This window comes from Sphingomonas sp. PR090111-T3T-6A, assembly GCF_000383095.1.
In the GTDB taxonomy this organism is placed as follows: domain Bacteria; phylum Pseudomonadota; class Alphaproteobacteria; order Sphingomonadales; family Sphingomonadaceae; genus Solisphingomonas.
In genome coordinates this window covers 167,440-193,064 of the sequence record NZ_AORL01000022.1, presented here as the reverse complement: position 1 = coordinate 193,064, position 25,625 = coordinate 167,440, and the positions used below count along the sequence as shown (strand labels likewise).

Sequence of the window (25,625 nt, the reverse complement as noted above, 5' to 3'; positions counted from 1 at the left end):
CGAGATGCAACGCTATCACTGGCGGGGTCGACGTTGCAGCGCCGACATCGCCAAGCAAGACATGGGGTGAACAGAGCCGACATGGCGGTTGCCGGAGGGAATGGGGGGAAGACAGGACGGGGCGCGGCGGGCATCGCCGCGGCCGCGCTGTCGCTTGCCCTGTCGGGATGCGCTGTCGGCCCCGATTATCACGCGCCATCGGCGACGAGGCTCGGCGTGCCCTATCGTTTCTCGACGACCATCCCCGCCGGCGCTGTGGCGCCCGGCGAGCAGGAGCTGGCGACCTGGTGGGCGTCGCTTGGCGACCCGGTGCTCGACAGCCTCGTGACGCAGGCGCTCGCCGCCAATCCGGATATCTCGGCCGCCGGCGCGCGGCTCCGGCAGGCGCGGGCGAGCTACAAGGGGGCGCGGGCGTCGCTCTTCCCGTCGATATCGGGCAATGCCTCGGTCGGCCACACGTCGGTGCTCGGCAAGGGGAGCGCGGGGCTCATCACCAATCCCGGCGGCGGTACCACCTCCTTTGCGACCGGCGGCGATTCCGATCAGTTCAGCGCCGGGCTCGACGCCTCCTACGAGGTTGATCTGTTCGGCGGCGTGCGCCGCTCGGTCGAGGCGGCCAAGGGCGATTACGCCAGCGCCGCCGAGCAGCTCCGCGACACCCAGCGCAGCATCGTCGCCGAAGTGGCGCTCAACTATGTCGACGCGCGCTCGGCGCAGGAGCGGCTGGCGATCGCGCGCTCCAACCTGAAGAGTCAGAATGAGACCGTGCAGCTCGTCGAATGGCGGGTGAAGGCGGGGCTGGTCTCCAGCCTCGACCTCGCGCAGGCGCGCGCCCAGCGCGAGCAGACCGCCGCGACCGTCCCCTCGCTGGAGACGAGCCTCGCCCAGTCGGCGAACGCGCTCTCGATCCTGATCGGTCAGGCGCCCGGCGCCGTCACCGACGAATTGCAGCCGCCGCGCCCCGTGCCGGTGGCGGATCGCGCGCTGGGGGCCGACGTGCCCGCCGCGATCCTTGCCCAGCGGCCCGACGTCCGCGCCGCCGAACGCACGCTCGCCGCCGCGACCGCCCGGATCGGCGTCGCCAAGGCGCAGCTCTATCCCGCGCTCCGGCTCACCGGCTCGCTCGGCGGCAACGGCACGCGGATCAGCGATATCAGCCGGTTCTCGACCGGCACCTTGCTGGCGGCCGTCACCGCGCCGATCTTCGACGGCGGGGCGATCCGCGCCCAGATCGAGAATGCGCGCGGCGGCGCCGATCTCGCGCTCGCGCAATATCGCACGGCGGTGCTGACCGCGCTCTCGGACGTCGAGAACGCGCTGGTTTCGCTCGCCAACAGCCGCCGCCGGGTGGTGACGCTCGATGAGGCGGTCGAGGATTCGCACGCGGCCTATGTCTTCGCGCAGAGCCAGTATCGCGCCGGCCTGATCGATTTCCAGACCCTGCTCGATTCCGAGCGGACCCTGCTCTCCAGCCAGGACAGCCTCGCGCAGGCGCGCGCCGACCGGGCGACCGCGCTCGTCCAGCTCTACAAGGCGCTCGGTGGCGGCTGGCAGGCCGCCCCTATGCCGGCGAGCGCGCTTCCTTATACCCCCGCGGCGATCGAGCTGCCGGACGCCAATGCGACCCCGGCCCCGATCAAGACCACCGCCATCCGCCCTTCCGAAAGGCCCTGACGTGGATCAAACCAACGCGGCGCCCGCCGACACCGATCTGGACAGCTTCCTCGGCGTGGAGGGCCAGCACAAGGGCCGCCGCATCGCGCGCCGTGCCGCCATTGTGGTGGGCGTGGTGCTGGTGCTGCTGCTCGTCATCCGCTGCGTATCGAGCGCGAAGGAGCGGCCGCATTACTCGACCGTGCCGGCGAAGCAGGGCGACCTCGCCGTCACCGTCTCGGCGACGGGCAACCTCACGCCGACCAAGCAGATCAATGTCGGCTCGGAGGAGTCCGGCATCGTCACCGACGTGTTCGTCCAGAACAACGATCATGTCACCAAGGGCGAACCGCTCGCCCGGCTGGACACCTCGCGTCTGAAAGACGCGCTGGTGCAGAGTCAGGCGCAGCTCCTCGCCTCGCAGGCGGCGGTGCTCCAGAATCAGGCGACGGTGGATCAGTCGGGCGCGACGCTGAAGCGCTATCAGGAGGTCGCCCGCCTCTCGGGCGGCAAGGTGCCATCCGCGACCGAGATGGACACCGCGCGGGGCGACTATGCGCGGGCGGTGGCGAACCTGAAGTCGGCCGAGGCGCAGGTGGCGCAGTCCAAGGCCGAGGTCTCGACCAACCAGACCAACCTCGCCAAGGCGACGATCTATTCGCCGGTCGACGGCGTGGTGCTGTCGCGGCAGGTCGAGCCGGGGCAGACGGTGGCCGCGCAGTTCAACGTCGCGACTTTGTTCACGATCGCCGAAGACCTCACCCAGATGAAGCTCGACGTGAAGGTCGACGAGGCGGACGTCGGCGAGGTCGCGGTCGGCGATCCGGCGAACTTCACCGTGGACGCCTATCCGGGCCGCACCTTCCTCGGCCGGGTGACGCGCATCGACCTGGGTGCCAACGCCACGCCGACGGTCAACAGCGCCGGCACCACCACCAATTCGACGAGCACGGTGGTCGCCTACACCGCCTCACTGACCGTCGCGAACCCCGAGACGCTGCTTCGCCCCGGCATGACGGCGACTGCGGCGATCCTCACCAAGACGCTGCATAACGCCATGCTGGTGCCGAACGCGGCGCTGCGCTTCACGCCCGAGGGCTGGACGAGCGGCGGCGGCGGCCCGTTCCAGCTCGGCGGGCCCAAGCGCGGTAACAGCGGCTTCGGCGTGGCAGGTCAGGAGAAGACCGCCGACATCGGCCGGGGCAGCCAGCAGACCGTCTATACCCTCGACGGCAAGGGCGATCCCAAGGCGATCCGCGTGACGGTCGGCAGCAGCAACGGCACGCTCACCGCCGTCACCGGCGCGGACCTCAAGCCGGGGATGGCCGTCATCACCGGCCGCCTCGCCCAGAAGGGCAAGTGAGCGGGCCTGTGACCCAACCGCTGATCCGGCTGAGCGGCGTCACCAAGCGCTTCGGCGCGGGGGCGGCGGCGTTTCAGGCGCTGAAGGGCGTCGACCTCGATGTCGAGGCGGGCGACTTCATGGCGGTGATGGGCCCGTCGGGCTCGGGCAAGTCGACGACGATGAACATCCTCGGCTGTCTCGACGTGCCGACGACGGGACATTTCCTGTTCCGCGGCCACCATGTTGAGAGCCTCGGGCGCGATGAGCGGGCACTGCTGCGGCGGCGCTATCTTGGCTTCGTGTTCCAGGGCTTCAACCTGCTCGCGCGCACCACCGCGCTGGAGAATGTCGAGCTGCCGCTCCTCTATCGCGGCGAGGACCGCTGGACGCGCCACGCCGCTGCGATGGCGGCGCTGGAGCAGGTCGGGCTCGCCGACTGGGCCAAGCATACGCCCGCCGAACTCTCCGGCGGCCAGCAGCAGCGCGTCGCCATCGCGCGGGCGATCGTCACCAAGCCCGACGTGCTGCTCGCCGACGAGCCGACCGGCAATCTCGACAGCGAGCGCTCGATCGAGATCATGGAGCTGCTCACCAAGCTCAACCGCGAGAGCGGCATCACCGTGCTGATGGTGACGCACGAGGCGGAAATGGCCTCTTACGCGCGCACCATCGTCCATTTCCGCGACGGCCTCGTCGAGACAGTCGAGCGGAAGGCGGCGGCATGAGCTTCGATCAGGACGCCCCGCCGCCGCCGGGCCATATCTCCTCGACGCGGCTGCTCGGCACCACGATGCTGCTCGCGATCCGGGCGATCCGGCGGCATCTGATGCGGTCGTTCCTGACCGTGCTCGGCATCGTCATCGGCGTGTTCGCGGTGGTAACGATGGTGACGCTCGGCCATGGCGCGACCAAGTCGGTGCACGATCAGGTGGCGAGCCTTGGTAGCAATCTGCTGACGCTCGTGCCGGGAGGGGCAGCGAGCCGGGGTGGCGGAGGACAGGCGCCGGCCCCGTTCAAGCCGGAGGATGTCACGGCAATCCGCGGTCAGGTGGCTGGCGTCATTGGCGTCGCGCCGGTCGTGACGACCAGCGTCACGGCCGTCCACAACGCGTCCAACTGGTCCACGACGCTTACCGGAGCGAGCAACGACTATCTCGATGTCGAATCATGGGCGGTCACGGATGGCCGCACCTTCACGCCGGAGGAAGAGGAGGCCGGAAAAACGGTTTGCCTCCTTGGGGTGACCGTGAAGGACAAGCTTTACCAGGGTGAGGAGGGGAGCCGCGCCCTTGGTTCCTGGCTGCGGCTCGGGAACATGGCGTGCCAGGTCGTGGGCATCCTCGCCAGTCGCGGCGGCGGCATTCATCAGGACGAAGACGATGCCGTGCTGATGCCGATCAAGGCGGTTCAGCGCCGCGTCACCGGAAATCAGGAGATTCGCGGGATCATCGTGGCCGCGGACCCCGCTTATGACAGCGCCGATATCCAGCAATCCATCGCCGCGCTGATGCGTGAGCGGCGGAATATCTTTGGCGGCAAGGTCGACGACTTCACCGTGTTCGACAACCGCCAGATCGCCGACACGCTTTCCGGCATCACCGGCGTGCTGACCGCGATCGTGAGCGCGGTGGCGGCGATCTCGCTGCTGGTCGGCGGGATCGGGATCATGAACATCATGCTCGTCTCCGTCACCGAGCGCACCCGCGAGATCGGCATCCGCCTCGCCATCGGCGCGGTGGCGCGCGAGGTGATGCTGCAATTCCTCGTCGAGGCGGTGGTACTCTCCTGCATCGGCGGGCTGATCGGGCTGGTGCTGGCGCTGTTCGCCTCGATCGGGCTCGCCAGGCTGCTCCATGTGCCCTTCGTGTTCGATCCCTGGACCAACCTGATGGCGTTCGTCTTCTCGGGGCTGATCGGGGTGGTGTTCGGTTACTTCCCGGCGCGGCGGGCGGCCTCGCTCAACCCGATCGACGCGCTGCGCCACGAATGATGCTGCTCCTCGCCCTGCTCGCGGCGGTGCAGGACACTCCGCCGCCGCCAGCACCGCCGCCGTCCGACATCGTCGTCACGGGGGCTGCGGCCGGCTGCGGTCCGCCCTTCGCGCGCGCCTATATCGCGCCGATGGGCCAGCCTTTCCGCACCGACGGGCAGAGCGATCCGATGAAGGCGTGGTTCACCGCCGCCGACGCCGACCATGACGGGAAGCTGACGCTGGCCGAGTTCCAGGCGGACGCGGATCGCTATTTCACCGTGCTGGATCGCGATCGTTCGGGTGAGATCGATCCCGAGGAAATGTCCTTCTACGAGAATCAGCTCGCGCCCGAGATCAAGCTCTATCAGCGCGGGCAGGACAAGCGCCCCCGCACGGGCAAGCAGAAGCGCGAGGCCAAGGCCGCTGCCCGCCAGCGCGCCGATTATGAAGCGCCTTATGGCGCGGGGATCTGGGCGTCGCTCAACATCCCGCAGCCGATCGTCTCGGCCGACCTCGATCTCAATCGCGGCGTGTCGCGCGCCGAGCTGGCGGAGGTGGCGTCCCGTCGCTTCCCGCTGCTCGATCCCACGGGGCGCGGCTATCTGACATACGATACACTGCCCCGCTCGCCGGCGCAGAAGGACATCGACGCGTGCCGCGCCGAGGCCGATAGGAAGAAGCGATGAACGACCTCACCCCGCCCCGCCTGCTGGTCGTCGACGACGATGCCGACCTGCGCGACCTGATCGCCGGCTTCCTGCGCGACCATCATATCGATGTCGAGACCGCCGCCGACGCCGAAGGCATGGACGCGGCGCTCGCCCGCCAGCGCTTCGACTGCGTGATCCTCGACCTGATGATGCCGGGCGAGGACGGCCTCTCTGTGCTCAGGCGGATGCGGGGGAAGGACCGCACGCCCGTCATCATGCTCTCCGCCATGGGCGAGGATGTGGACCGCATCGTCGGCCTCGAAGTCGGCGCGGACGACTATCTCGCCAAGCCCTGCAATCCCCGCGAGCTGCTCGCTCGCGTGCGCGCGCTGCTGCGGCGGACGTCCCGCCCTGACGAGGTGACGACCGATCTGGGCGGTGGTGCCACGCCGCGCCGGCGCTTCGGCGACTGGTCGCTCGATCTGGTGGAACGGACCCTCTATCGCACCGGCTATCCCGACGCGCCGCTCACCGACGCGGAGTTTCGGGTGCTCACCGCCTTCCTCGACCGGCCGCAGCGAGTCCTCTCGCGCGACACGCTGATCGAGCTGGCCAAGGGCTCCGACGCCGACGTGTTCGATCGCGCGATCGACGTCACCATCAGCCGGCTGCGGAAGAAGCTCGGGCCGGGCGATCCGATCCGCACCATCCGCAACGAAGGCTATATGCTCGCGCTGAGGCCCGAGGATGGCTGAGGGGCGGCCCAGCCTGCGCTTCGGGGCGCTGCCGATCTTCTGGCAGACGCTGGTCCTGCTGCTGGCGGGGCTGGTGATGGCGCAGATCATCTCGATCCTGCTGGTCATCTATCTGCCGGCGCCGCGGCCGGACTTCTACACCATGACGGAGATCGCCGAACGGTTGCGGCTGGAGCCGGGCTCGGTCCACGAACTGACCGTCCGCCATGTCGACAGCGAGCCTGTGGCCGAAGGCGGCATGATTTCCGATCCCGCGATCACCGCGCGGCTGGCCTATCAGCTCGGCCGGCCGGTGGACGATGTCCGCCTGCTGTTCGAGGCGGATCAGTCGGAGGTCTTCCCCTTCACCCGCCAGCCGGGCAGCAGCGCCGTGCCGATCCGTCACGGCCAGCCCTATTTCTTCAACACGGTGGAAGCCGCCGAGCGCGATCCCGCAGGCGGCTGGCGCGTGCTGAGGACGCCGCCCAAGGCCGGCATCACCGCGTGGCAGCAGCGCACGATGATCTGGTTCGGGCTGACGGCGCTGGCGCTGCTGCCCTTCGGCTGGCTGTTCGCGCGGCGGCTGACGCGGCCGATCCGCCGGTTCGTCGGGGCGGTCGAGCGGCTGGGCCATGATCGCGACGCGCCGCCCGTGCCAGTCGAGGGGCCGTCGGAGCTGCGCCTGACCGCGCAGGCGCTGAACGAGATGCACGCCCGCCTCCACGCCCATTTGCGCGAGCGTACCGCGATGATCGGCGCCATCGCGCATGATCTGCGCACGCCGATGGCGCGCATCGCCTTCCGCATCGAGGGCGCGCCGGACAAGATCCGCACGCCGGTGCAGGCCGATATCGAGCAGATGCGCCAGATGGTGACCGCGACGATCGGCTTCCTGCGCGGTGACGCGGGGACGGGCGAGCGCCATCCCGTCGACCTCGCGGCGCTGGCGCGCCGGCTGGCGGGCGAGGCGAGCGACACGGGTTCGCCGGTCTCGATCGCGATGATCGAGCGTGCGGTGGTGGACGGGGACCGCTCGGCGTTGGAGCGGATGATCCAGAATCTCATCGACAATGCCGTGCAATATGGCGGCGGCGCCGAGCTGATCGTCCAGCGCGATATCGATCGGGCGCGGCTGACCGTCGCGGATCGCGGGCCGGGCATCCCCGAGGACGAGCTGGAGCGCATGTTCGAGCCGTTCGAGCGGCGCGACCCGTCGCGCAGCCGCTCGACCGGCGGGCTGGGGCTCGGCCTCGCCATCGCGCGGTCGATCGCGCAGGCGCATGGCGGCACGATCCAGGCCGGCAATCGCGACGGCGGCGGCCTGGCCGTGACGGTGGAGCTTCCGGCCGCGGCTTAGCCGCTGTTGCGCAGCGCCGTCGCGATCGCGTTGATCGACAGCTCGATGCCTTCGCGGATGCGCGGATCGGTCTCGCCGGCGCGGTGGCGCTTGAGCAGCTCGACCTGGAGGAGGTTGAGCGGCTCGATATAGGGCAGGCGCAGGCGGATCGAGCTGTCGAGCGCGGGGAGCTTCTCGAGCAGCCGCGTCTGGCGCGTGACCGCCAGCAGCGCATCGTGCGAGCGTTCCCAGCCGTCGCGGATGCGGCCGAAGATCGCCTCGCCCGCGGCCTTGTCCTCGACGAGCGGGAGATAGTGGGCGGCGATCTTCATGTCCGATTTCGCCAGCACCATCTCCATGTTGGCGAGCGTGGCGGCGAGGAAGGGCCAGCCCTCCAGCATCTCGCGCAGCAGCCCCATGTCGGGGAAGTCGCTGAGCGCGCGCCCGACGCCGTACCAGCCCGGCAGCATGATCCGCGCCTGCGCCCAGGAGAAGACCCACGGGATCGCGCGCAGATCCTCGATCCGGTCCGACTTGGTGCGGCTGGCGGGGCGGGAGCCGATCTTGAGGCCGGAAATCTCGGGCAGCGGCGTGATCTGGCGGAAGAAGGTGCGGAAGCGGTCGTCGCCATAGACGAGATCGCGATAGGTCTTGAATGCCGTGTCCGAGATCGACGCCATCGCGCCGGCGAAGCGTTCATAGTCCGCATTCGACAGCTTGGGCGCCTCCAGCGAGGCGAGGAGGGTGGCGGACGCCATCGCCTCCAGATTCACCGCGGCGGAATCGCGCGTGCCATATTTGGCGGCGATCACCTCGCCCTGCTCGGTGATGCGGATGCGGCCGTTGACGGTGCCCGGCGGCTGCGCCTGGATCGCCGCGAAGGAGGAGCCTCCGCCACGCCCGACCGCGCCGCCGCGGCCGTGGAAAAGCTGCATGCGGACGCCCGCCTTGGCGAACACCGGCGCCAGCGCCCGGCTCGCCTGATGCAGTGACCAGACCGAGGTGAGATAGCCGCCATCCTTGTTGGAGTCCGAATAGCCGACCATCACCTCCTGATGCCCGCGCGCGCGGGTGAGGAGGGCAATCTCGGGAAGCGCGAGCCAGTCGGCCATCACGCTCGGGGCATTCTCAAGGTCGCCGATCGTCTCGAACAGGGGGACGGCCATGATCGCGGCATGGGGCGCCTCGCCCTCGTTGGCGGCCGGGCGATAGAGGCCGACCTCCTTGAGGAGCGTGTGGACCTCCAGCATGTCCGACACGCTCTCGGACTTGGAGATGTTGTAGATGCCGATCGAGGCCGGGCCGTAGCGCCGGTGCGCCTCGGCAGCCGCGCGCAGGATGGCGAGCTCGGAGCGCGTCTCGTCCGAATAGTCGCCCCACGGGCTCGACAGCGGGCGGGCATGGGCGAGCTCGCGGCGGAGAAGGGCGACGCGCGCCGCCTCGTCGAGCGCGAGATAGTCGGCCTCGACGCCCGACACCCTGAGCAGCTCGGCGACGACGCGCTCGTGCACATCGGCATTCTGGCGCAGGTCGAGCGTCGCCAGGTGGAAGCCGAAGATGTCGATCGCGCGGATCAGCCGGGCGAGCGCGCCGCCGCCTTCGCTGCCCAGCTCCTCGGCGAGGATCGAGAGATCGTGGCGCAGCGCCTGCGGATCGGGATAGGCCTCCGCCTCCACCCGCGCCGGGCGGGGCGGGGCATGGCCGACAATTTCGGCATAGGTGGCGGCCAGGCGCGCATAGATGCCGGTGAGCGCGCGGCGATAGGGCTCGTCGCCACGGGCGCGGCCCGGATCGTGCGCGGCATCGGCCAGCGCGACCAGCGCCTCGCTCACTGGCGCCAGCTCGGTCGAGATCGAAAGCTCGGCACCGAGCGCGTGGATCTCGTCGAGATAATGGCCGATCACCGCTTCCGCCGAGCGGGCAAGGACATGATTCAGCGAATCCGCGCCGACATTGGGATTGCCGTCGCGATCGCCGCCGATCCAGTTGCCCAGCCGCAGGAAGGAGGGCGTGTGCTCGCCCAGCGCCCGGTCCCAGCGCGCATAGAGGGCCGGCAGCGTCGGCAGCAGCACGTCGCGCAGATAGGCGAGGGCCGTATCGATCTCGTCGACCACATAGAGGCGCTCGCGGCGCAGCGTCCGCGTCTGCCAGAGCAGCGCGATCTGGCGGACGATCGCCTCCTCGACCAGATCGCCGTCTTCCGTCTCGAGCGCGCCGGCATCCTTGAGCTGCATCAGCTCGGCGATGTGGTTGCGATGGTCGATCATGCTCTTGCGGCGCACTTCGGTCGGGTGCGCGGTGAGCACGGGGACGAGCAGCGAATGCTCGAGCAGCGCCAGCACCTTGTCGCGGCCGATGCCCTGCCGCTCCAGACGGGTCAGCGTGCGCGCCACGTCGGCGTCGGGCTCGGCGGCGACGCCCTGCCGGTCCTCGGCGAGGTTGGCGAGCATCGAGAACAGCATGAAGCCGCGCACGAAGGCCAGCGTGTCGTCCAGCGTCAGCGCGTCGAGCCCGGTGTCGATCGCGTCGGCGCCGGCGATGCCGCGCGCGCGGTCCACCGAGACGGAGCGGATATATTCGATGCGCCGGAACAGCGCGTCGCCGCCATGCGCGCGGATCACATCCCCCAGCAGCTTGCCGAGGAAACGGACATCAGGATTCTGCGTGATGGGAAAGGTCGTGGCCATGGCGGGGGGTGCTGCATCGCAGCAGCGGTCGCGTCAATGCTTTGTTGCGTTGTATTCCCTGATATCTGTCAGAATCTTTCTGAAATCATGCCTCCAGCGGCACATCCCAATAGAGCCAGTCGTGCCAACTATCGTGGAGATAGTTGGGCGGGAAGCGCCGGCCATTCTCCTGAAGCGCCCAGCTCGTCGGCCGTTCGGGCGTGCTGGCCAGCTCCATGTGCGCCTGCCGGGGCGTGCGGCCGCCTTTGCGCAGGTTGCATGGGGCGCAGGCGGTGGCCACATTCTCCCATGTGGTGCGGCCGCCTTGTGCACGGGGGACGACATGGTCGAACGTCAGATCGTGGCGGCAACCGCAATATTGGCAGGCGAAGCTGTCGCGCAGGAACAGGTTGAAGCGCGTGAACGCCGGATAGGCCGACGGCTTCACGAATTGCCGAAGCGCGATCACCGAGGGCAGCTTCATCGAGAAGCTGGGCGAATGCACCTCGCGCTCATAGTGGGAGACGATGTCGACCCGTTCGAGGAACACGGCCTTGATGGCGGTCTGCCAGGGCCAGAGCGACAGTGGATAATAGCTCAGCGGCGTATAATCCGCGTTGAGCACCAGCGTGGGGCATCCATCGGGGTGCCGGATCAGATCGGGGTGATACATGGAACGACATGACCTCCGCTCGGCGGCGCCCGCCCGAGCCAGCTTCATGCCCTGTCGCACTCAGGACGCGTTGCCGGTAAGGGCACTGCGTCGTCTCTTCGTCGCGCATCGGATGCCCGAACAGCGTGACCGGAGCATGACAACATGTCTCACGACTCGCGGTCAAGAGCCGGCTTGATGAATTTGACCCCTGCCAGCGCCGTCGTCACCCGCTTCGCACCGAGCCCGACCGGGCGGTTGCATCCGGGACACGCTTATTCGGCATTGCGTTCGCATGATCTGGCGCGCGCGACGGGCGGGCGCTTCCTGCTGCGCATGGAAGACATCGATCCCGGTCGCTCGCGCGAGGCGTTCGTGGCGGGGATCGAGGAGGATCTGCGCTGGCTGGGGCTGACATGGGACGGACCGGTGCTGCGCCAGTCGGCGCGGCTCGATGCGTACCGCGCGGCGCTGGGCGCGCTCGGCGCGGCGGGGCTGCTCTATCCCTGCTTCTGCACGCGCGCCGACATCGCGGCCGCGGCGACGGCGCCGCATGGGCCGGAAGGGGCGGCCTATCCCGGTACCTGCCGCGCGCTCGATCCCGCGACGCGGCGGACGCGGATCGCGGCCGAGCCCCATGCATGGCGCCTCGACATGGCGCGCGCGGCGGCGTTCGCGGGGCCTTTGCGCTGGCATGACGCCACCGCCGGCATGATCGAGGCCGATCCTCAAAGTTTCGGCGACGTGGTGCTGGCGCGCAAGGATGCGCCCGCCTCCTACCATCTCGCCGTCACCGTCGACGATGCGTGGCAGGGCGTGACCGACGTGGTGCGCGGGCTGGACCTGTTCGAGGCGACGCATGTCCATCGCCTGCTCCAGGCGCTGCTCGGCCTGCCGACGCCGCGCTATCACCACCACCCGCTGCTCGCCGACGCGGAGGGGCGCAGGCTGGCCAAGCGGGCCGGCGCGCGCACGCTGGCGGACCTACGCGAGGCGGGGGCGGACCCTGCCGATCTGGTCGGGACGCTCAGGGCCGGGCGGCTGCCCCGCGGCTTCGGGGCGATGCTCGGCAGTCTGTGAAGAGAGGATTGCCAAGGGCGTCAACAGGTCTAGGGTGAGGGGATGCAGACGGTGCTGTTCATCCTCGTGATCCTGTTCGCGATCGGCGCGCTGGTCGCGCTGGTGCGGGGGATCATCACCTTCCTGCGCACGACCGACGAGGAGCTGCGCCGCGATCCGCAGGAGGGGCCGAGCCAGTCGAGCCTCAAGCAGAACCAGATGATGTGGCGGCGCATCCAGTTCCAGGCGCTGGCGGTGATCGCGGCGGTGCTGCTGCTCCTCCTCGCCCATCCGCACGGCTGATCGCCGCCCGGCCATGGTGAAGCTCAACAAGATCTACACGCGCACCGGCGACGGCGGCGAGACGGGCCTCGTCGACGGTTCGCGCGCGCCCAAGCATGATCCCCGCTTCGCCGCGATCGGCGATGTCGATGAGGCGAACTCGGCGATCGGCGTCGCCCGCCTGCATGTCGGCGGTGAAGCGGACGCGATGCTCGGCCGCATCCAGAACGAGCTGTTCGATCTCGGCGCCGATCTCGCGACGCCCGGCGAGGATTTCGCCCCGACCGAGATGACGCTGCGCATCGTGGCCTCCCAGATCGAGCGGCTGGAGCGCGAGATCGACGCGATGAACGAGGGCCTCGCGCCGCTGCGCAGCTTCGTCCTGCCGGGCGGAGACCCCGGCGCGGCGCATCTCCATGTCGCCCGCGCGACGGTGCGCCGGGCGGAGCGGAGCGCGGTGGCGGCGGCGGTCGCTCACCCGCTCAATCCGCTGGCGCTGCGCTATCTCAATCGCCTGTCGGACCATCTCTTCACGCTCTGCCGCGTGCTCAACGACGGCGGCGCGCGGGACGTCCTCTGGCAGCCGGGTGCGACGCGCGAGGGCTGAAGCCCTTGAAATCGGACCCATCGTCGCAACCTTTACGCGATCGAACTCGTTAATCTTCCTGATCCGGGAGTGATAGGATGGCCGCACGAGCCGACGCGATCGCGCCGACATGCGACACGTCAAAAGGGGAATCGGGGCTCCTCGATCGTTTCGGGCGCGTCCGCGCGCTGACGCTTGCGCTGGCGGAAAGGCTCTCCGATGCCGACGCCACCGCCCAGTCGATGCCCGATGCCTCGCCCGCCAAATGGCATCTGGCGCACGTCACCTGGTTCTTCGAGACCTTCGTGCTGCGCGACCATGTGGCGGGCTACCGGCCGTTCGACGCGAGCTGGCCCTTCCTCTTCAACAGCTATTACGAGGCCGAGGGCGAACGGATCGCGCGCGCCTCGCGCGGAATGCTGACGCGCCCCTCGCTCGACGAGGTGCGGGCCTATCGCGCGCATGTCGATGCCGCGATCACGGCGACGTGGGACGATTTGCCCGAGGCGGCGCGTCTTCTGGTCGAGCTGGGCTGCCATCATGAGGAGCAGCATCAGGAGCTGCTGGTCACCGACATCCTCCACCTCTTCGCGCAGAACCCGCTGGCGCCCGCGCTCTGGCCCGCCGAGCCGCGCCGGCCGAGCCCCGCGCCCGAACCGCTCCGCTGGATCGAGGGTCGCACCGGACGCCAAGAGGTCGGCCATGACGGCAAGGGCTTCGCCTTCGACTGCGAGGGGCCGCGCCATACCGTCTGGCTTGCGCCTCATGCGCTGGCGGATCGCGTCGTCACCAATGGCGAGTGGCGCGCCTTCGTCGAGGATGGCGGCTATGCCACCGCCTCGCTCTGGCTGTCGGACGGCTGGGGCTGGGTGCGCGAGAACCGGATCGAGGCGCCACTCCACTGGCGGCGGGACGAGGAGGACGGCTGGGGTCGCCGCTTCGGGCTCGACGGGCTGACCGCGATGGACCCGTCCGCGCCCGTCCGCCACATCAGCTATTACGAGGCCGACGCCTATGCCCGCTGGGCCGGCGCGCGGCTGCCCACCGAGGCAGAGTGGGAGACGGCGGCGGAAGGGCTCGATCCCGCGCACGGCACCTTCCTTGATGGGCCGGGTGCGATCCGCCCGCTGCCTGCCGCGCCCGGCGCGGGGCTCCGGCAGATGTTCGGCGATGTCTGGGAATGGACCGCGTCCGCCTATCTCGCCCATCCCGGCTTCCGCGCGGCGCCGGGGGCGGTCGGCGAGTATAATGGCAAGTTCATGTCCGGGCAGTTCGTGCTCAAGGGCGGGAGCTGCGCCACCCCGCGCGGCCATGCCCGCGCCAGCTACCGCAACTTCTTCTACCCCCATCAGCGCTGGCAGTTCACCGGCGTCCGCCTCGCGAAGGATCTCTGACATGCTGCTGGAAGCGGAACGCGAAACGAAGCCCGATGTCGATCCCGCGTTCCGCGCCGATGTGATTGCGGGGCTCTCGGGCGCGCGCAAGGCGATCCCGGCGCGCTGGTTCTACGACCGGCGCGGATCGGAGCTGTTCGAGGAGATCACCGACCTCCCCGAATATTACCCCACCCGCACCGAGCGCGCGCTGCTGGAGATCTATGCGTGCGACGTGGCCAAGCTCGCCGGCCCCGGCCGCGCGGTGGTCGAGTTCGGATCGGGATCGTCGGCCAAGACGCCTTTGCTGCTGGGCGCCGTCCAGCCGTCCTCTTATGTGCCGATTGATATCTCGGGCGACTTTCTGCGCGAATCCGCCGCCGCGCTGGCGGAGCGCTTCCCCGGCCTGCCGGTCCATCCGATCGAGGCGGATTTCATGCACCCGATCGCGCTACCCGAGGCGATCGGCCACGCACCCCGGCTGGGCTTCTTTCCCGGATCGACGGTCGGCAACCTGACGGCTCCGACCGCCGTCGACCTGCTGCGCGCGATGGCGGGGACGCTGGGCGTCGGCGCGATGCTGCTGATCGGCATGGACCGGGTGAAGGACGAGGCGGCGCTGATCTCCGCCTATGACGATGCGCAGGGGGTGACGGCGGCGTTCAACCTCAACCTCCTTCACCGCATCAACCGCGAGCTGGATGGCGACATTCCGGTGGAGGCCTTCCGCCACGTCGCACGGTGGAACGATCCCGAGGCGCGGATCGAGATGCATCTGGAAGCAGTGCGTGACATGAGCTTCACCGCCGCCGGCCATCGCTTCGCGATCCGGGGCGGCGAGACGATCCACACCGAGAACAGCCACAAATATGATCGCCGCAGCGCGCGCCTGCTGCTGGCCGCCGGCGGCTGGGCACCGATCGCGGAATGGACCGATCCGCAGGATCGCTTCGCCATCCTGCTCGCCGAGGTGAAGCCGCCGCGCACGGCCCCCTGACGCCCCTGTCCTTCGGGCGCGAACCCCGCTAGGCGGGCGGAAAGATCCTGAAGGAGAGTCACATGGAAACCGTCGGCGTCATCGGGGCTGGTCAGATGGGCGCGGGGATCGCGCAGGTGGCGGCCCAGTCGGGCTTCCGCGTGCTGCTGTCCGATCGCGACGTGGCGCTGGCCGAGAAGGGCAAGGCCGGCATCGCCAAGCGGCTCGGCTCGGCGGTCGAGAAGGGCAAGGTGACGGCGGCGGAGGCCGAGGCTGCGCTCGCCCGGATCGAGACGGTCGACCATTATGGCGCCTTCGGCGACGCCTTCATCGTCATCGAGGCGGCGACCGAGCGCGAGGAGATCAAGCGCACCATCTTCGCCGAGGTCGGCGCGCGGATGGGTCCGAACGCGATCCTCGCCACCAACACCTCGTCGATCCCGATCACCCGCCTCGCGCAGGCCGCGCCCGATGCCGGCCGCTTCATGGGCGTGCATTTCTTCAACCCCGTGCCGGTGATGAAGCCGATCGAGCTGATCCGCGGCCTCGCCACCTCGGACGAGACGGTGGCGCGCGTCGAGGCGTTCGCGAAGGCCTTGGGCAAGGAGGTCGTCCACGCCAACGACGCGCCGGGCTTCATCGTCAACCGCGTGCTGATGCCGATGCTCAACGAGGCGATCTTCGCGCTGGGCGAGGGCGTGGCGAATGTCCGCGACATCGATGCGGCGGTGAGCCTCGGGCTCAACCATCCGATGGGCCCGCTGACGCTGGCGGACTTCATCGGCCTCGATACCTGCCTAGAGATCACCAAGGTGCTGTTCACCGGCACCGGCGATCCCAAATTCCGCCCGGCGCCGCTGCTGGTGAAATATGTCGAGGCTGGCTGGCTCGGCCGCAAGACGAAGCGCGGCTTCTACGACTATTCGGGCGCCGAGCCCGTGCCGACCCGCTGATGCGGGCGCTCCTTGCGCTGGCGGCGCTCGCGCTCGCCGCGCCTGCGGCGGCCGAGGTGGCGCCCGGCACCACGCCGGGCTCCGCCACGGGGCTCACCGGCGCCTATGACCGGGGCAACGCCTTCGCGCGCATCCTCGCGGGCAGGCTGCCGGCGACGCGGGTGTATGAAGACAAGCAGGTGCTCGCCTTCATGAACATCCATCCGCTGTCGACCGGCGACCTGCTGGTGATCCCCAAGGGGCATTACCGCAACCTGATGGATATTCCCCCGCCCGTGCTCGACCATCTGATGCGGGTGACGCAGCGGCTGGCGAAGGCTGAGGCCCGTGCGCTCCATCCCGACGGCATCTTCATCCGCCAGAACAGCGGCGAGGCGGCGGGGCAGACCGTCTTCCACTTCCACATGCACGTCACGCCGCAGTGGAAGACCGTGCCGCTCGCACAGACCTCCTACAAGCAGCCGCCCGCCGATCCGAGGGAACTGGCCGCGATTGCGACGAAAATCCGGTCCGCCATGCGCTGAGCAGGCCATGGCATGTCGTGCCGCCTATGTTATGGTTCCTCGGGGTCAAGGAGGAGGAACGAGCATGAAGGTGATCTTCGCGAGTTCGATGCTGCTGGTCGCGGGGCTGGCCATGCCGGCGCACGCCGCCGACAACATCATGAAGGTCTGCGGCGCCAAATATCAGGCGGCCAAGGCCAACAAGACGCTGCCCGCCGGCCAGACCTGGAACCAGTTCCTCGCCCAGTGCCGCGGATCGGGGGCCGCCGCCGCTCCGGCTCCTGCCGCGAAGCCGGCTGCGCCTGCGCCCGTGGTCAAGCCGGTCGCGGCGGCGGTGCCGTCGGCGAAGGCGAACCCCGCCTCGCATCTGCCCTCCGCACAGAGCCCGGCGATGCAGGCCATGCACGATCGCCAGCGCCAGTGCGGCCAGATGTGGAAGGCCGACAAGGCCGCCGGCAAGATCCCGGCCGGCCAGACCTGGCCGCAATATTGGAGCGCCTGCAACACCCGCCTGAAGAAGTAAGCAGATCGGGGGGACGCCGAGGCGCGGCGCCCCCTCCCGCGATCAGGCGAGCAGCAGCCCCGCGAAGGCCGCCGACATCAGGTTGGCGAGGCTGCCGGCCAGCAGCGCGCGCAGGCCGAGCTTGGCGATGGTCGGCCGCTGGTTGGGCGCGAGATTGCCCGTCACCGCCATCTGGATCGCGATCGACGAGAAGTTGGCGAAGCCACAAAGGGCGAACGTCACCACCGCGACCGTGTGCGGCGAGAGCATCGCCTGATCCTTGCCGAGCGAGATATAGGCGACGAACTCGTTGAGCACGATCTTCTCGCCGAACAGCCCGCCCGCGATCCCCGCCTCATGCCACGGCACGTTCAGCAGGAACATCACCGGCGCGAAGGCATAGCCGAGCAGCCGCTGGAAGGTGAGGTCCTCGAACCCGAACCAGTGGCCGACGCCGGTCAGCAGGCCGTTGGCGAGCGCCACCAGCGCGACGAAGGCCAGCACCATGGCGCCCACCGCCACCGCGAGGCGGACGCCGGTCTGCGCGCCCTGTGCGGCCGCCATGATGATGTTGGCGGGCTTCTCGTCGCCATGATGGACTTCCATCTGCGGCGGCGCCTCGCCTTCGGGGAGGAGGGCGGCCGGCCCCTGTCCGCTGATGCGGGCCTGCGCCAGCTCGATCTGCGCGTCCTGCACATGCGGGTCGACGCGGTCGGGCATGATGATCTTGGCCATCAGCAGGCCGCCCGGCGCCGACATGAAGCTCGCCGCCAGCAGATAGTCGATCTTGATCCCCATCGAGGCATAGGCCGCGAGGATCGTGCCGGCGACGCCCGCCATGCCGCTGGTCATCACCGCGAACACCTGCGTCTGCGACAGGCCCGCCAGATAGGGGCGGATGACGAGCGGCGATTCGCTCTGCCCGACGAAGATGTTGGCCGCAGCACACAGGGACTCGACCTTGGAGACGCCGACCACGGCCTCGATCGCGCCGCCGATCCAGCGCACGACGAGCTGCATGATCCCGACATGGTAGAGGATCGAGACCAAGGCTGCGAAGAAGATGATCACCGGCAGCGCCTGGATCGCGAACATCTGGCCGAGACGGTCGGTCGCGAGCGCGCCGAACAGGAACTGCGTGCCCGCGTTCGCATAGCCGAGCAGATCGGCCACCCCGCCCGACATCTGCGCCAATACCCAGCGGCCTGTCGGCACATAGAGGACGAGCACGGCGATGGCCGCCTGAAGCGCGAAGGCGGCGCCCACCACGCGCAGCCGGATGGCACGGCGATCGGCCGAGAAGATGTATGCGATCAGCAGGATTACGGCGATGCCGGCAAGGCCGGTCAGGAACTTGGTCATCGAGTGGCAGGCTTCCCCATGGGCGGAAGGCGCTCGCCCCCCGGCTGCGCCGGGATCGCACTCATACACAGCGCGGTGATTTGGGCCAGCCTCGATCGCGCGGTTCGTCCCGGCCCGTTCAACGGGCGTTCAGTGGCGTTGCGCAGGATAGGCCCCGCATCCGTCCACCACCGATGAGGGAAATGTTCCGATGCCTTCCAAGCGACTCCTGATGTTCACGGGCGTGGCCGTGGCGCTGGCCGGCGTCACTGCGGTTGCCGCGGCCGAGCGCGTGCCCGTTCATGTGATGACCGTCCAGCTTCCCGACGGCAGCGTCGAGCAGATTCACTACACCGGCAATGTCGCCCCGCGCATCGTTGTGCGCGACGAGGCCGCGCCGATGGTCGCGGCGGGTTTCCTCGACGCTGCCTTCGGTGTCGACTCGCCCTTCGCCGAACTCGACCGCATCTCCGCCGAGATGGACCGGCAGGCCGCGCTGATGATGCGGCAGGCGGCGTTGATGCACGCCTCGCCCGACGCCGCCCTCCACGCGGCGACGCTGGCCGGCGCTCCGGCGGGCGCGAGCAGCTTCAGCATGGTGTCGACCTCGAACGGGCAGGGCGTCTGCACCCGGAGCGTGCAGGTGACCTCCATGGGCGACGGCAAGGCGCCCAAGGTCGAGCGCAGCAGCTCGGGCGCCTGCGGCACGGCGGCGGCCCAGCCTTCGGCCGCGCCGGCGACCCCGGCCGAGGCCAAGCCCGGCCCGATCCCGCGCAACAGCATCTGATCGATGGAGAGGCCGGACGGATCATGATGCGTCCGGCCTTTTCGTCTCCGCCGAAAGCGGATAGTGGGGCGCATGTCCACGACGACGGCGCCCGCCACCCACCAGATTCCCCGTTCGCTGTTTCTCTTCTCGCTCTTCTATGGCGGGATGGTCTGCATGGCGGGCATTCTCGGCGTGAAACAGGTCGCGCTCGGGCCGCTCGCGGTGGAAGCGGGCATCTTCGCCTTCCTGCTGCTGGTCGCGCTGGGCAGCGCCACGGCCGAGCTTTACGGGCAGGCCACCGCCACCCGGCTGGTCCGCTTCGGCTTCGTGCCGATGATCACGGCGGCCGTGCTGATCCAGATCGTGCTGCTGCTGCCGGCCGACAAGGACATGTACGCGCCGGCCGTGGCCGCCTTCCCGATCGTCGTCGGGCAGGGCGCGCGGATGATGATGGCGGGCTTCATCTCCTACGGCACGTCGCAGACGCTCAACGTGCTGATCTTCTCCAAGCTGTCGCGGGGCGAGGGGAAGCTGATCTGGCTGCGTGGCATGATCGCGAGCATGGTCAGCCAGATCATCGACACGCTGCTGTTCATCACCATCTCCTTCCTCGGCGAGCGCCCGATCCTGGCGCTGATGGCGGGGCAGATGCTCACCAAGGTGGTGCTGTCGGTGGTGTTCGTGCCATGGCTGATCACCGGACTGGTGTGGCTCGGCCGCCGGATCGACGCGCGCGCGGCATAAGAGGGTTCCGGCGGGGCCCCGCTCCCGCTATGGCGCAGCCATGACGCTGCTGCCCGATCTCCTCCCCGATCCCGCCATGCTCGCCAAGGCGGAAACGCTCACCGAGGCGCTGCCTTATCTCCAGCGCTATGCGGGCAAGACCTTCGTGGTCAAATATGGCGGCCACGCCATGGGCGATCCGGAGCTGGCGCGCAGCTTCGCCGAGGATGTCGTGCTGCTGAAGGCGGTGGGCATCAACCCGGTGGTGGTGCATGGCGGCGGCCCGCAGATCGGATCGATGCTGAAGCGCCTCGGCGTCGAATCCCGCTTCGTCGACGGCCTGCGCGTGACGGATGCGGAGACGGCGCAGATCGCGGAGATGGTGCTCGCCGGATCGATCAACAAGGAAATCGTCGGCTGGATCGGGGCGGCGGGCGGCCGCGCCGTCGGCATCTCGGGCAAGGACGCGCGGCTGGTGACGGCCGAGAAGGTCGGCCGCACGACGCCGGACAAGCTCCAGGGCATCGAGCGTCATGTCGATCTCGGCTTCGTCGGCGAGCCGACCCACGTCGACCGCACCATCCTCGACCAGCTCTCGGCCTCGGGCGTGATCCCGGTGGTGGCGCCGATCGCGATCGGGATGGACGGCCACACCTACAACATCAACGCAGACACCATGGCGGGCGCGATCGCGGCGGCGCTGGGCGCCTCGCGCCTCTTCCTGCTGACCGACGTGGCGGGCGTGCTCGACAAGGAGAAGAAGCTGCTCTCCGACCTCGTGCCCGGCGATGTCGAGCGGCTGAAGGCGGACGGCACCATCTCCGGCGGGATGATCCCCAAGATGGAGACCTGCGTGCATGCCATCGAGGCGGGGGTGGACGCCGCCGTCATCCTTGACGGGCGCATCCGCCACGCGATGCTGCTGGAAATCTTCACCCGTCAGGGCGCCGGCACGCTGGTGCGCGCGGGCTGAGTGGAAAGCGGCGCGGGGCTCGGATAGAAGGGCCTCGGGCGAGAGGGATTTGTCGATGCTTTCGATCTACCAGATTCTGAACCTGCTGCTCGACCTGCTGTTCTGGATCATCATGATCCAGATCGTGCTGTCCTGGCTGGTGGCGTTCAACGTCATCAACACGCGCAACGATTTCGTGCGCCAGTTCCTCTATGCGCTCGATCGGGTGACGGAGCCGCTCTACCGGCCGATCCGCCGCATCCTGCCCGATTTCGGCGGGCTCGATTTCTCGCCGATGGTGGTGCTGCTGGCGATCTCCATCCTCCAGAAGATCCTGCTGCCCAACATCTTCTCCTCGCTGATCGGAGCGACCGCGTGAGCGCTGCGATCATTGACGGAAAGGCGTTCGCCGCCGGTCTGCGCGAGAAGGTTGCCGGCCTCGTGCCGGCCTTTGAGGCGGCGGCGGGGCGCAAGCCCGGCCTCGCGGTGGTGATCGTCGGCGAAGACCCGGCGAGCCAGGTCTATGTCCGCTCCAAGGGCAAGGCGACCGAGGCGTCGGGCATGGCGAGCTTCACCCACAAGCTCCCCGCCGAGACCAGCGAAGAAGCGCTGCTCGATCTCGTCCGCCAGCTCAACGCGGACGGCGCGGTGGACGGCATCCTCGTCCAGTTGCCGCTGCCCAGGCATATCAACGAGCAGCGCGTCATCGCGACGATCGACCCGGACAAGGATGTCGACGGCTTCCATGTCGTGAACGTCGGCCGCCTCGCGACCGGGCTCAACGGCTTCGTGCCCTGCACGCCGCTCGGCTGCCTGATGCTGCTGGAGGATCGCCTTGGCGACCTTTCCGGCCTCAACGCCGTGGTGATCGGCCGCTCCAACATCGTCGGCAAGCCGATGGCGCAACTGCTGCTCTCGAAGAGCTGCACCGTCACCATCGCGCATTCGCGGACGAAGGATCTGCCCGCGCTCTGCCGCACTGCGGACATCCTCGTGGCGGCGGTCGGCCGGCCCGAGATGGTGAAGCGCGACTGGATCAAGCCCGGCGCCACCGTGATCGACGTTGGCATCAACCGCATCGACAATGGCGAGGGCGGCACGAAGCTGGTCGGCGATGTCGACTTCGCGGAAGCCTCCGAAGCGGCCGGTGCCGTGACCCCGGTGCCGGGCGGTGTCGGGCCGATGACCATCGCCGTGCTTCTCCGCAACACGCTCGTCTCGGCCTATCGCCGTGCCGGCGTTCCGTTGGACAAGGGAACGATCTGAGGTGATCGCCGCGCTGGCCCTGCTCGCCGCGGCCGCCGCGGCGGGCCAGACGGTCGCCGATGCGGAACGCGCCTTCGCCGAGCAGGCGCGCACCGGTGGCCAGTGGAACGCCTTCCGCGCCTTCGCCGCGCCCGACGCCGTGCTCTATTCGCCCAGCGCGACGCCGGCCCGCACCGTGCTCTCGCGCTCGACCGAGCCGCCGACGCCGCTGCTCTGGCGGCCGGCGCACACGATCACCTCCTGCGACGGCTCGCTCGCTTACTCGACCGGCCCCTGGACCAAGGACGGCAAGTCGGGGAGCTTCGGCACGCTGTGGCGGCACGACACGGCCGGCTGGAAGTGGATCTATGACGGCGGTCATGACGGGGGCGTGCTGGCTTCTGCGCCGATCGGCGTCGTCGCCGAGGATCATGCCGCCTGTCCGGGGCCGATCGGCTCGGTCGGCGAGCAGGCCGAGGTGCTTCCCGACGTGGCGGTGCCGGTCGCGACCTTGAAGGGCGGGGGGCTCGCCGGCCTGATCATGGCCTCCGACGGGCCGATGCCGGCCTCGCTCCATCTCGGCCATGCGACGGAGGAGGGGGCGTCGACGGACCGCACGCTGCGCTGGCGGATCAATCCGGTGCGCGATGCCGCGACCGGCGCGCATCTGCTGCGCATCTGGTCGTGGGACGGGCGGCGCTATCGTCTTGCGGTGTTCGATGTGACGGGGACGCGTTCATGATTGCTTTGTTCGTCTCCGCCTTCGTCACCTTCTTCGTGGTGATCGATCCGCCCGGCTGCGCGCCGATCTTCGCGGGCCTGACGCGCGGCACCGACATGGCCCACCGTGTCCAGATGGCGATCCGCTCGACGCTCGTGGCTGCCGCGATCCTGCTGGTGTTCGCGCTGCTCGGCGAGCCGCTGCTCGGGACGCTGGGCATCAGCCTCGACGCCTTCCGCATCGCGGGCGGCATCATGCTGTTCCTGATCGCGCTGGAGATGGTGTTCGAGAAGCGCCAGCAGCGCCGCGAGGAACGCGCCCACGAGATCGAGCTGCACCCCGAGCAATATGAGGACATCTCCATCTTCCCGATGGCGATGCCGATGATCGCGGGGCCGGGCTCGATCGCCTCGGTCATGCTGATGATGCAGCGCAGCCATGGCCTCATCGCGCACATCGTCGTGCTGGGCGCGCTGGCCGTGGTGCTGGCGATGATGATGGCCGCACTGCTCGCGGCGGGGCCGCTGATGCGCTTCCTGGGCTACAAGGTGGAGGCGGTGATCACCCGCCTGCTCGGCGTGCTGCTGGCGGCGCTCGCGGCGCAGTTCGTGGTCGACGGGGTGCGCGCCTCCTTCGGCGGCTGAGGCCTCAGCGCGTCACCCGGAAAAGCTGGTAGGGCGAGTTCGCCGGCAGCGGCACGCGCGCCAGCCAGTCCGGCACGAAGCCCTGCGACAGCTTGGCGTAGAAGCCGCCCGGCGCCTCCACCTCGTAGATCGTCGCCTCGGACATGTGCGGGCAGATCAGCACATAGTCGGCATGATGGCCGGCGATGATCGCATGCGCCTGGTCGGGCGTGCCGCGGAAGGCGTGTTCGGTATCGAGGATCGCCTGCCAGTTGCGGTGATAGGGGCCGGCGACGGCGCGGTGGTGCGTCAGCGTGATGAGCCGCGGGCCATTGTCGATCAGCGTGAAGAAGGTGGCCGGCGGCAGCTTCCCGATCGGCGCCAGCGCCGGGATGGTTGGGCAGCGGCGGTTGGCGAGCTTGGTGAGGTCTTGCCGCGTCTTGGGCTTCTTGCCCGGCGTGGCGGCCTTGGGGAGCTTCTCGCGGCCCGTGGCGATCGCCCAGAGGTTGGCGACCTTCAGGTTGGCGAAGCGCGCCGGCACGACATCGAGGCCGCCCGCCACGACCACGCCCGCCAGCGCGCAGAGCGCGATCGCCGCGCCGATGGTCCGCCCCGGCACCCAGCCGCCCGCCTCGATGCGCAGATAGATGCGCCACGCCAGCCAGGTCGCGCCCGGAACGCTCAGCATCTGCGCGCTGGGCGCGGTGCGGATCTGCCAGAAGAGCAGCGCGGTCGCGAACAGGGCGAAGAGCGAGACGGGCGCCCACTCGGCCGCCTTGCGCGTCCCCCGAAGCTGCCACATCGCCATCAGGCTGCCGACCGCGCCGATGAAGGGCAGGGTGGCCATCGGCACCAGCGTCGAGAGCGGGTGGAGATAGATCGGGCGCGCCTCGCTGACATGGCTGAGCCAGAGCCGCTCGACTTCGGGGGGAATGCCCTCCAGCCGATGGCCGAAGCATTGCGGGAAGGCGAGGACATAGAGCGTGCCCGCCGCCGCGCCCGCCGCCAGCACCAGCGCGAGCCGCGCCGCCGGGTGGCGCGCGGGCGCGAAGCTGATCGTGACCAGCAGCAGCGCCGCCGCCGACACCGTCGTCAGCCAGACGGGCGAGAGCGCGTCGCAGACGGCGCGCCAATTGTCGTTGGGCGCGAAGATCAGGAAGCCCAGCGCCGTCGTCACCGCCAGTACGAGGCCGTAGGTGCGCATCCGCTCCGTCTCGCGCGCGTCCCAGGCCCAGTGCAGCGCCACGGCGGCGCCCGCGAAGGCGACGTAAGGCAGCATCTCCAGCCCGATCACCAGCGACAGCGCCGAGGAGAGCGCGATCATCGCGCCCGAGCGGCGCATGTCGGGCTCGGTCAGCCCCGCCACCGTCATCATCAGGAAGGCGAGCTGCCAGCCATGATGATCGATGCGCAGCGGCGTCCACATCCCCATCGCATTACCCGCGCAGAGCAGGAGGGCGAGCGCCACCACATAGCTGCCCTTCGACACCAGCCTGCGCACCACCACCGCCATCATCAGGAAGGCGAGCAGCATCGGCAGCGTCGGCGCGAGGGCGCAGGCGAAGCGATAGGCCTCCTGCGTGCCGACGAAGGGCTGGAAGGCGAGGATCAGCCCGGCGATCGGCAGGTCCACCAGCCGCGACCAGTGGATGCTGAATCCGCCCGGCGGATTGAGGCGGTATTGGCGCAGATCGTACCAGCCCTGCCCGCCCAGCCAGTCGCGCACCTGATCGAAGCGCATATTGTCGTCGGTGTCGCTGAGCGCGAACCAGTGGATGGCGTTCTGCTTCTGCCAGATCAGCACGGCCGCCGTCCCGATCCAGAACAGCAATGTGACGAGCTTCCAGCGCGTCGCCACGAAACGATCGAACATCTGTTCGAGGCGATCGGCGAGCGACAGGGGGGCAGGGGGCTGGAGGCCGGTATCCGTCATGCGATGGGTGTTTCGTCCGATTGGATTTGAGATTCCCTGTCCGCCGCTCTAGTCCCTGCGCGGCGGTGGACAAGGG

26 protein-coding genes are annotated in these 25,625 nt (G+C 69.2%); 22 read left to right on the top strand and 4 right to left on the bottom strand.

All coding sequences use genetic code 11. The features are described 5' to 3' along the window. Positions 1–81 precede the first annotated feature (81 nt). From ST3T6A_RS0116740 to ST3T6A_RS0116710, 7 genes are read left to right on the top strand one after another with little or no spacing between them, the layout of a single operon-like run. The gene (locus ST3T6A_RS0116740; protein WP_019834108.1) at positions 82–1,674 is read left to right on the top strand and encodes an efflux transporter outer membrane subunit; all 1,593 of its coding nucleotides are present in this window, start codon (positions 82–84) and stop codon (positions 1,672–1,674) included. Position 1,675: 1 nt separating this feature from the next. Then, positions 1,676–3,016, top strand: a complete 1,341-nt coding sequence (locus ST3T6A_RS20470) for an efflux RND transporter periplasmic adaptor subunit (protein ID WP_019834107.1) — start codon at positions 1,676–1,678, stop codon at positions 3,014–3,016. An 8-nt stretch (positions 3,017–3,024) separates the two neighbouring features. After that, positions 3,025–3,723 (top strand): ABC transporter ATP-binding protein, encoded by a 699-nt coding sequence (locus tag ST3T6A_RS0116730; RefSeq protein WP_019834106.1) that lies wholly within the window; start codon positions 3,025–3,027, stop codon positions 3,721–3,723. 50 nt (positions 3,724–3,773) lie between these two features. Further along, on the top strand, positions 3,774–4,988 hold the full coding sequence (locus ST3T6A_RS0116725) for an ABC transporter permease (RefSeq protein WP_026359811.1): 1,215 nt from the start codon (positions 3,774–3,776) through the stop codon (positions 4,986–4,988). Beyond that, the gene (locus ST3T6A_RS20465) at positions 4,985–5,656 is read left to right on the top strand and encodes a hypothetical protein (RefSeq protein WP_235785844.1); all 672 of its coding nucleotides are present in this window, start codon (positions 4,985–4,987) and stop codon (positions 5,654–5,656) included. Before ST3T6A_RS0116725 ends, ST3T6A_RS20465 begins: the two co-directional genes overlap by 4 nt. Beyond that, entirely contained in the window at positions 5,653–6,375 is a 723-nt protein-coding gene (locus tag ST3T6A_RS0116715) for a response regulator (RefSeq protein WP_019834103.1), read from the top strand. The genes ST3T6A_RS20465 and ST3T6A_RS0116715 overlap by 4 nt, the downstream gene beginning before the upstream one ends. After that, complete coding sequence (locus tag ST3T6A_RS0116710) at positions 6,368–7,711, top strand: sensor histidine kinase (RefSeq protein ID WP_019834102.1); 1,344 nt, start codon at positions 6,368–6,370, stop codon at positions 7,709–7,711. Before ST3T6A_RS0116715 ends, ST3T6A_RS0116710 begins: the two co-directional genes overlap by 8 nt. Here the strand turns inward: ST3T6A_RS0116710 and ppc are convergent. Beyond that, positions 7,708–10,377, bottom strand: a complete 2,670-nt coding sequence (ppc, locus tag ST3T6A_RS0116705) for a phosphoenolpyruvate carboxylase (RefSeq protein ID WP_019834101.1) — start codon at positions 10,375–10,377, stop codon at positions 7,708–7,710. The two genes, ST3T6A_RS0116710 and ppc, sit on opposite strands and share 4 nt — an antisense overlap. A gap of 85 nt (positions 10,378–10,462) precedes the next feature. Next, the gene (locus ST3T6A_RS0116700) at positions 10,463–11,029 is read right to left on the bottom strand and encodes an HNH endonuclease (RefSeq protein WP_019834100.1); all 567 of its coding nucleotides are present in this window, start codon (positions 11,027–11,029) and stop codon (positions 10,463–10,465) included. A gap of 177 nt (positions 11,030–11,206) precedes the next feature. On the opposite strand from ST3T6A_RS0116700, the gene gluQRS reads away from it, so the two are divergent. The 8 genes from gluQRS (at position 11,207) to ST3T6A_RS20965 (ending at position 17,263) form a co-directional block, all read left to right on the top strand. After that, positions 11,207–12,088, top strand: a complete 882-nt coding sequence (gene gluQRS / locus ST3T6A_RS0116695) for a tRNA glutamyl-Q(34) synthetase GluQRS (protein WP_019834099.1) — start codon at positions 11,207–11,209, stop codon at positions 12,086–12,088. A gap of 42 nt (positions 12,089–12,130) precedes the next feature. Continuing rightward, on the top strand, positions 12,131–12,370 hold the full coding sequence (locus tag ST3T6A_RS0116690) for an HIG1 domain-containing protein (protein ID WP_019834098.1): 240 nt from the start codon (positions 12,131–12,133) through the stop codon (positions 12,368–12,370). Positions 12,371–12,383: 13 nt separating this feature from the next. Next, entirely contained in the window at positions 12,384–12,956 is a 573-nt protein-coding gene (locus tag ST3T6A_RS0116685; protein ID WP_019834097.1) for a cob(I)yrinic acid a,c-diamide adenosyltransferase, read from the top strand. 77 nt (positions 12,957–13,033) lie between these two features. Beyond that, a complete protein-coding gene (gene egtB, locus ST3T6A_RS0116680) occupies positions 13,034–14,329 on the top strand; it encodes an ergothioneine biosynthesis protein EgtB (protein ID WP_019834096.1) in 1,296 nt (431 codons plus the stop codon). A gap of 1 nt (position 14,330) precedes the next feature. Then, the gene (egtD, locus tag ST3T6A_RS0116675; protein WP_019834095.1) at positions 14,331–15,305 is read left to right on the top strand and encodes an L-histidine N(alpha)-methyltransferase; all 975 of its coding nucleotides are present in this window, start codon (positions 14,331–14,333) and stop codon (positions 15,303–15,305) included. 62 nt (positions 15,306–15,367) lie between these two features. Beyond that, complete coding sequence (locus ST3T6A_RS0116670; RefSeq protein ID WP_019834094.1) at positions 15,368–16,237, top strand: 3-hydroxyacyl-CoA dehydrogenase NAD-binding domain-containing protein; 870 nt, start codon at positions 15,368–15,370, stop codon at positions 16,235–16,237. Further along, the gene (locus ST3T6A_RS0116665; protein WP_019834093.1) at positions 16,237–16,761 is read left to right on the top strand and encodes an HIT family protein; all 525 of its coding nucleotides are present in this window, start codon (positions 16,237–16,239) and stop codon (positions 16,759–16,761) included. Before ST3T6A_RS0116670 ends, ST3T6A_RS0116665 begins: the two co-directional genes overlap by 1 nt. 64 nt (positions 16,762–16,825) lie before the next feature. Continuing rightward, the gene (locus tag ST3T6A_RS20965; RefSeq protein ID WP_019834092.1) at positions 16,826–17,263 is read left to right on the top strand and encodes a hypothetical protein; all 438 of its coding nucleotides are present in this window, start codon (positions 16,826–16,828) and stop codon (positions 17,261–17,263) included. A 42-nt stretch (positions 17,264–17,305) separates the two neighbouring features. Here ST3T6A_RS20965 and ST3T6A_RS0116655 read toward each other — a convergent pair whose 3' ends face one another. Continuing rightward, the gene (locus ST3T6A_RS0116655) at positions 17,306–18,604 is read right to left on the bottom strand and encodes a NupC/NupG family nucleoside CNT transporter (RefSeq protein WP_019834091.1); all 1,299 of its coding nucleotides are present in this window, start codon (positions 18,602–18,604) and stop codon (positions 17,306–17,308) included. A gap of 190 nt (positions 18,605–18,794) precedes the next feature. Here ST3T6A_RS0116655 and ST3T6A_RS0116650 point away from each other — a divergent pair, with 190 nt between their 5' ends. The 7 genes from ST3T6A_RS0116650 to ST3T6A_RS0116620 all read left to right on the top strand — a co-directional run bounded on the left by ST3T6A_RS0116650 (position 18,795) and on the right by ST3T6A_RS0116620 (position 23,637). Further along, positions 18,795–19,370 (top strand): hypothetical protein, encoded by a 576-nt coding sequence (locus tag ST3T6A_RS0116650; protein ID WP_019834090.1) that lies wholly within the window; start codon positions 18,795–18,797, stop codon positions 19,368–19,370. A 72-nt stretch (positions 19,371–19,442) separates the two neighbouring features. Then, the gene (locus ST3T6A_RS0116645; RefSeq protein WP_019834089.1) at positions 19,443–20,096 is read left to right on the top strand and encodes a queuosine precursor transporter; all 654 of its coding nucleotides are present in this window, start codon (positions 19,443–19,445) and stop codon (positions 20,094–20,096) included. A 40-nt stretch (positions 20,097–20,136) separates the two neighbouring features. Beyond that, the gene (argB, locus tag ST3T6A_RS0116640; protein ID WP_019834088.1) at positions 20,137–21,048 is read left to right on the top strand and encodes an acetylglutamate kinase; all 912 of its coding nucleotides are present in this window, start codon (positions 20,137–20,139) and stop codon (positions 21,046–21,048) included. Between the two features lie 55 nt (positions 21,049–21,103). Further along, positions 21,104–21,406: a YggT family protein gene (locus ST3T6A_RS0116635; RefSeq protein ID WP_019834087.1), complete on the top strand. Its 303-nt coding sequence runs from the start codon at positions 21,104–21,106 to the stop codon at positions 21,404–21,406. Continuing rightward, positions 21,403–22,293 carry a bifunctional methylenetetrahydrofolate dehydrogenase/methenyltetrahydrofolate cyclohydrolase FolD gene (gene folD / locus ST3T6A_RS0116630; protein ID WP_019834086.1) on the top strand — a complete coding sequence of 297 codons (891 nt, stop codon included), beginning with the start codon at positions 21,403–21,405 and terminating at the stop codon, positions 22,291–22,293. The genes ST3T6A_RS0116635 and folD overlap by 4 nt, the downstream gene beginning before the upstream one ends. Position 22,294: 1 nt before the next feature. Further along, positions 22,295–23,014 carry a hypothetical protein gene (locus ST3T6A_RS20960; protein ID WP_019834085.1) on the top strand — a complete coding sequence of 240 codons (720 nt, stop codon included), beginning with the start codon at positions 22,295–22,297 and terminating at the stop codon, positions 23,012–23,014. Beyond that, entirely contained in the window at positions 23,011–23,637 is a 627-nt protein-coding gene (locus ST3T6A_RS0116620) for a MarC family protein (RefSeq protein ID WP_026359806.1), read from the top strand. Before ST3T6A_RS20960 ends, ST3T6A_RS0116620 begins: the two co-directional genes overlap by 4 nt. 4 nt (positions 23,638–23,641) lie before the next feature. Here the strand turns inward: ST3T6A_RS0116620 and ST3T6A_RS0116615 are convergent, their stop codons facing one another. Continuing rightward, positions 23,642–25,549 (bottom strand): hypothetical protein, encoded by a 1,908-nt coding sequence (locus tag ST3T6A_RS0116615; RefSeq protein ID WP_019834083.1) that lies wholly within the window; start codon positions 25,547–25,549, stop codon positions 23,642–23,644. Positions 25,550–25,625: the final 76 nt, after the last annotated feature.

What these genes read in the sequence shown, in the direction of transcription:
- ST3T6A_RS0116740 (WP_019834108.1), top strand. Translation starts at nt 82, where the DNA reads ATGGCGGTTGCCGGAGGGAATGGGGGGAAGACAGGACGGGGCGCGGCG.
- ST3T6A_RS20465 (WP_235785844.1), top strand. Translation starts at nt 4,985, where the DNA reads ATGATGCTGCTCCTCGCCCTGCTCGCGGCGGTGCAGGACACTCCGCCG.
- ST3T6A_RS0116715 (WP_019834103.1), top strand. Translation starts at nt 5,653, where the DNA reads ATGAACGACCTCACCCCGCCCCGCCTGCTGGTCGTCGACGACGATGCC.
- ST3T6A_RS0116710 (WP_019834102.1), top strand. Translation starts at nt 6,368, where the DNA reads ATGGCTGAGGGGCGGCCCAGCCTGCGCTTCGGGGCGCTGCCGATCTTC.
- ppc (WP_019834101.1), bottom strand. Translation starts at nt 10,377, where the DNA reads ATGGCCACGACCTTTCCCATCACGCAGAATCCTGATGTCCGTTTCCTC.
- ST3T6A_RS0116700 (WP_019834100.1), bottom strand. Translation starts at nt 11,029, where the DNA reads ATGTATCACCCCGATCTGATCCGGCACCCCGATGGATGCCCCACGCTG.
- gluQRS (WP_019834099.1), top strand. Translation starts at nt 11,207, where the DNA reads ATGAATTTGACCCCTGCCAGCGCCGTCGTCACCCGCTTCGCACCGAGC.
- ST3T6A_RS0116690 (WP_019834098.1), top strand. Translation starts at nt 12,131, where the DNA reads ATGCAGACGGTGCTGTTCATCCTCGTGATCCTGTTCGCGATCGGCGCG.
- ST3T6A_RS0116685 (WP_019834097.1), top strand. Translation starts at nt 12,384, where the DNA reads ATGGTGAAGCTCAACAAGATCTACACGCGCACCGGCGACGGCGGCGAG.
- egtB (WP_019834096.1), top strand. Translation starts at nt 13,034, where the DNA reads ATGGCCGCACGAGCCGACGCGATCGCGCCGACATGCGACACGTCAAAA.
- egtD (WP_019834095.1), top strand. Translation starts at nt 14,331, where the DNA reads ATGCTGCTGGAAGCGGAACGCGAAACGAAGCCCGATGTCGATCCCGCG.
- ST3T6A_RS0116670 (WP_019834094.1), top strand. Translation starts at nt 15,368, where the DNA reads ATGGAAACCGTCGGCGTCATCGGGGCTGGTCAGATGGGCGCGGGGATC.
- ST3T6A_RS0116665 (WP_019834093.1), top strand. Translation starts at nt 16,237, where the DNA reads ATGCGGGCGCTCCTTGCGCTGGCGGCGCTCGCGCTCGCCGCGCCTGCG.
- ST3T6A_RS20965 (WP_019834092.1), top strand. Translation starts at nt 16,826, where the DNA reads ATGAAGGTGATCTTCGCGAGTTCGATGCTGCTGGTCGCGGGGCTGGCC.
- ST3T6A_RS0116655 (WP_019834091.1), bottom strand. Translation starts at nt 18,604, where the DNA reads ATGACCAAGTTCCTGACCGGCCTTGCCGGCATCGCCGTAATCCTGCTG.
- ST3T6A_RS0116650 (WP_019834090.1), top strand. Translation starts at nt 18,795, where the DNA reads ATGCCTTCCAAGCGACTCCTGATGTTCACGGGCGTGGCCGTGGCGCTG.
- ST3T6A_RS0116645 (WP_019834089.1), top strand. Translation starts at nt 19,443, where the DNA reads ATGTCCACGACGACGGCGCCCGCCACCCACCAGATTCCCCGTTCGCTG.
- argB (WP_019834088.1), top strand. Translation starts at nt 20,137, where the DNA reads ATGACGCTGCTGCCCGATCTCCTCCCCGATCCCGCCATGCTCGCCAAG.
- ST3T6A_RS0116635 (WP_019834087.1), top strand. Translation starts at nt 21,104, where the DNA reads ATGCTTTCGATCTACCAGATTCTGAACCTGCTGCTCGACCTGCTGTTC.
- ST3T6A_RS0116620 (WP_026359806.1), top strand. Translation starts at nt 23,011, where the DNA reads ATGATTGCTTTGTTCGTCTCCGCCTTCGTCACCTTCTTCGTGGTGATC.
- ST3T6A_RS0116615 (WP_019834083.1), bottom strand. Translation starts at nt 25,549, where the DNA reads ATGACGGATACCGGCCTCCAGCCCCCTGCCCCCCTGTCGCTCGCCGAT.